Consider the following 4,082-nt stretch of genomic DNA (forward strand, 5'->3'; position numbering starts at 1 on the left):
TCTGAAGATAAAAAAATCATATGGGCCCCCGATCGACATCTTGGTTCCTATATCGCCAATAAAACCGGCGCTGATATGCTATTGTGGCAAGGAGAATGTGTTGTTCATGATGAATTCTCTGCTGATGCGTTGCGTAAAATGAAAGCGTTGTATCCCGATGCGGCAGTATTGGTACACCCTGAGTCTCCAGCCAGTGTGGTTGAACTTGCGGATGCGGTTGGTTCCACCAGTCAACTTATTACCGCTGCGAAAACGCTACCTCAGCAACAGATGATTGTTGCAACAGATAAAGGTATTTTCTTTAAGATGCAACAAATGGTGCCAGATAAAGAGCTTATCGAAGCGCCAACCGCTGGAGCTGGAGCTACTTGTCGTAGCTGTGCCCATTGTCCGTGGATGGCAATGAATGGCTTAAAAGCAATAGAAAAAGCCTTGCTTGAAGGCGGGCAAGCACACGAAATTTTTGTCGATGAGGCGATTCGAGTAAAATCATTAATTCCGTTGAATCGAATGTTAGATTTTGCCGAGCAAATCAAAAAAGAAGTGAAAGGCAATGCCTAATACGGCTTTTATAGATCACCACAGCCCGCACTGAAAAAGCGGGCTTTTTACTCGTTAAAATGCCTGTGTCGATGTTTAATTATTGTGCCTGCGCAAGTTGTCCGCCACGCTTTGCTAGCCCACAGAGCATGACAGGAATTGCATTATAAATTTCCTCAAACTGATCTAAATCGTCAATCCCCTGTTGGCTTAACGTTGCAAGTGACGTTTCAGGATCGTAAAGCATGCTTAGTGAGAGCAAAACTCCCCCGAGTAGTGCATTATCTTGGCTCTCTTCTGGCATTAGGACTTCCCAATCATCTCGGGTCAGTTGCCAGCCTTGCAATACCCCCTCACAAAAGTCTCGCGTTGTTTGATTGACAAGATCGTTATCATCTAGCTCACATCCTTCGGGCCAAGCCCAAACGCCATCAAGCAAAGCCGGGCGATATACATTCCATAAGTGGATGATTTGCTCTAAATAACGTTCTAGCATCTCACCATCTTGAAAGGGAGCAACATCATCTCCTCCCCACAAAAAAGGCAACCACTCTTCAGGTGGGAGTTCATTGGGTGCTAGGGCCATAGCGGTAATAAAACCATGTGTTTTAGCTTCATTAAGTAATTTATCTTTGAATTCAGGTAACGTTAGAATGTCGTGTAAGGTCAAAGTGAGATTCCATATAAACAGCGAAAAGTTTGCGCTTATATTAACCTTAAATAGGCTGAGAATGCGAGCCATGATGACATGGTGGCATTTTCCTCATAAAACCTAACGGTTATTTCTTGGCGATTGGACGTGAGAACAGTGTTTATCGTAATATTACCCATGACTATTCTCCCGAACAGACGTTTATCGTTTTGATTTTAGGCAAATTAATCAATAAGTGAGCAAATGAAGCGCAAGCTAAGCTTTTTTCCTGATTTCTGCTTGACCATTGATTCGATAATCATTAAATTAGCGCTTCGTTAGCACGAGATGTTAACCAGTACGGTGAGTTGTCCGAGTGGCTGAAGGAGCACGCCTGGAAAGTGTGTATACGGCAACGTATCGAGAGTTCGAATCTCTCACTCACCGCCACATTCTAAAAAAAAGACGTCCTAGGGCGTCTTTTTTTACGCCTTAAGGTTATTAAAATCAATGAGTTACCGTTTCGTAGCGTTCCATAAAGTGTCGTAAAAGCGCTTGTCTAGAGTAATACCTAGATTTTTCGAAAATTGAGCTTTGTTCAGGTATTACTTAGGGATTAAATGGCGAATAATCTCACGGCTAGGGAAATCCAAACGGCAAAGCCCAAAGATAAGCTCTATCGCTTATCTGATGGCGGCAATCTTTACTTCTGTGTGCGTAGAAGCAATTCACGTTCATGATCTGAAACAGCAAATAAGGCATTGGGTCGAATGGCTTTTAAAGTGTGACTAAAAATTATAAGGTGGTGAGTAATCGATCGCCGGCATTTACATAAGTCTCATTTGTACTCAGCACCTCAAAATAATCATGGCTATTAGTAATTAAAATAGGGGTTGTGGAATCGAATCCCAACTGAGTGATTTTGTTTAAATCAAACTGGATAAGAGGCATCCCTTCGGTAATTTTCTCTCCTGTATGAACCAGTAAAGAAAAGCCATCACCTTGTAATTTTACAGTATCTAGGCCGATGTGTATAAGAAGCTCTATACCTTGTTCGCTTTTTAAGCCAATTGCGTGATGAGGGTTAAAGATGGAAGTGACATAGCCATCAAAAGGGGCAAATAAGGTGCCGTTATCTGGGCGAATAGCAATGCCTTTTCCCATGATTTCACTGGAAAATGTTGGGTCATCAACCATAGATAAGGGGATCACCTCGCCACTTAATGGGCTAGCTATTTGTAGATGGTTTTTTGGGTAAGAAGAGGGTAGTGAAGATATCGAAGGTGAGTTTTGCTCTATGATTTTGGCATCATCATGACTATGAGGCGAAAAAAAATAAGTTAATATGAACGATAAAATTAGGGTTAATAATGCTGCTAAAATACACACGATAACCGTGTTATCTACCCCTTGTGGTGAAATGACCTGAATAAAAGAGAAAAGGCTTAATAAACCCATTGAATAAGATTTCACATGGAATGAGGCAATGATACTGGATCCTATTGCTGCAGAAAGGCAGGCGAAAATAAATGGCCATTTTCTAGAGAGAGTAATACCATAAATTGCCGGTTCTGTTACACCAAATAATGCGGTAATGGCAGCAGACCCCGCATAGCCACGAGTATTTCTATTTTGAGTTTTAAAAAACACACCTAAACAAGCTCCAACTTGACCAAAAATAGCCGGAATAAGAAGAGGTATGATTAAACTGTAGCCGTCTACAGCAATATTATTCATCATGATGGGGACTAAGCACCAATGAATACCAAATACAACCAGTATCTGCCAGGTTGCACCAATTACGCCCCCCGCTAGTTCAGGACTAGCATGGTAGAGATATAGTATTCCATTCGAAATCATATTTGCAATCAAAGTACTTAATGGGCCAATGACTAAAAATGTTATAGGTATTGTTAGGATTAAGCATAAGAAAGGTGTTAACCAATTATACAGGAAGGTCGATAAATTTTTTGGCAGAGCTTGCTCTAGACGAACATTAAACCAAGTCGCAAATAAAATAGGTATCACGGATGTAGAATAATTCAAATAAAGAATAGGTAATCCCATAAAATTTTCTGACGGGACTTCTTGACCTGTTATTTGCTGAGAAAATAACCAGTTAACATGGGTGATAATTTCTGGGTGCACCAGAGCTCCAGCAATAGTCATACTGAATAAAGGATTACTATTGAAATATTTGGCTGCGGTATAACCGAGAAAGATAGGAAGAAAGAAAAAAATCGTATCTGCAGCAGAAAAGAGAATTCGATATGTGCCGCTGTCTGTGGTTATCCAGCCAAGGTTAGATAATAGAACAACAAAACCTTTTAAAATTCCACCAGCACTTAATAGCCACAGCAAAGGATGAAAAATCCCTGTGATGGTATTGATGATAGCTCCCATCCAATGAGAAACGCTAGTGTGCTTTTGTGGTTTGAGTAGTGGCAGAATGGATTGATAAAGTTTTTCTACGTGTGTACCAATAACGATCTGAAACAGTCCTCCAGTATGAATGACGGAAATGACATCTGGCAGAATTTTTATTTCTTTAATGTTCTCGATCGGAGTTTGTTTTAGCTGAAATCTTAGCCGAGTTGTACAGTGGGAGACTCGGACAATATTACTTGAGCCACCAAGTAGTTTAACTATCTGATTAGCAAGGTTATCATGGTAAGCTGTCATTAGACTATCTCTCTCCTTGCCTAGAAGATGTAGCTCGTCTGACTCTTTCTACATGAATAGTCAAAAACATCATTTCTTCTGAAGTCATGTCATGTTGGAATTTTTTGTTTACATACTGACTGATTTTTTCAACACAGGAAAAAGCAGTGGGGTATTTCTCTCTAACAGAAAGGAATAAGGAATCATCTTGATCGGAGATCGTTGTCTGATGGAGTAGTCGATGAACAAA

The 4,082-nt window shown here is 40.5% G+C and carries 4 protein-coding genes and 1 tRNA gene; 2 read left to right on the forward strand and 3 right to left on the reverse strand.

The features are described from left to right. A partial coding sequence (gene nadA, locus B7C60_RS19455; RefSeq protein ID WP_245869483.1) for a quinolinate synthase NadA occupies nucleotides 1–561 on the forward strand: 561 nt, incomplete at its 5' end. A gap of 79 nt (nucleotides 562–640) precedes the next feature. On the opposite strand, the gene B7C60_RS14100 is transcribed toward nadA, so the two are convergent. Further along, a complete protein-coding gene (locus B7C60_RS14100; RefSeq protein WP_099612212.1) occupies nucleotides 641–1,210 on the reverse strand; it encodes a UPF0149 family protein in 570 nt (189 codons plus the stop codon). Between the two features lie 323 nt (nucleotides 1,211–1,533). Here B7C60_RS14100 and B7C60_RS14105 point away from each other — a divergent pair. After that, nucleotides 1,534–1,621, forward strand: a tRNA-Ser gene (locus tag B7C60_RS14105). Nucleotides 1,622–1,966: 345 nt separating this feature from the next. Here B7C60_RS14105 and B7C60_RS14110 read toward each other — a convergent pair. Further along, nucleotides 1,967–3,853, reverse strand: a complete 1,887-nt coding sequence (locus B7C60_RS14110) for a beta-glucoside-specific PTS transporter subunit IIABC (RefSeq protein WP_099612213.1) — start codon at nucleotides 3,851–3,853, stop codon at nucleotides 1,967–1,969. A gap of 4 nt (nucleotides 3,854–3,857) precedes the next feature. Continuing rightward, on the reverse strand, nucleotides 3,858–4,082 hold a 225-nt coding region (locus tag B7C60_RS17255; protein ID WP_216639326.1), incomplete at its 5' end, for a PRD domain-containing protein.

The organism is Vibrio fujianensis, assembly GCF_002749895.1.
In the GTDB taxonomy this organism is placed as follows: Bacteria; Pseudomonadota; Gammaproteobacteria; order Enterobacterales; family Vibrionaceae; genus Vibrio; species Vibrio fujianensis.

What these genes read in the sequence shown, in the direction of transcription:
- B7C60_RS14110 (WP_099612213.1), bottom strand. Translation starts at nt 3,853, where the DNA reads ATGACAGCTTACCATGATAACCTTGCTAATCAGATAGTTAAACTACTT.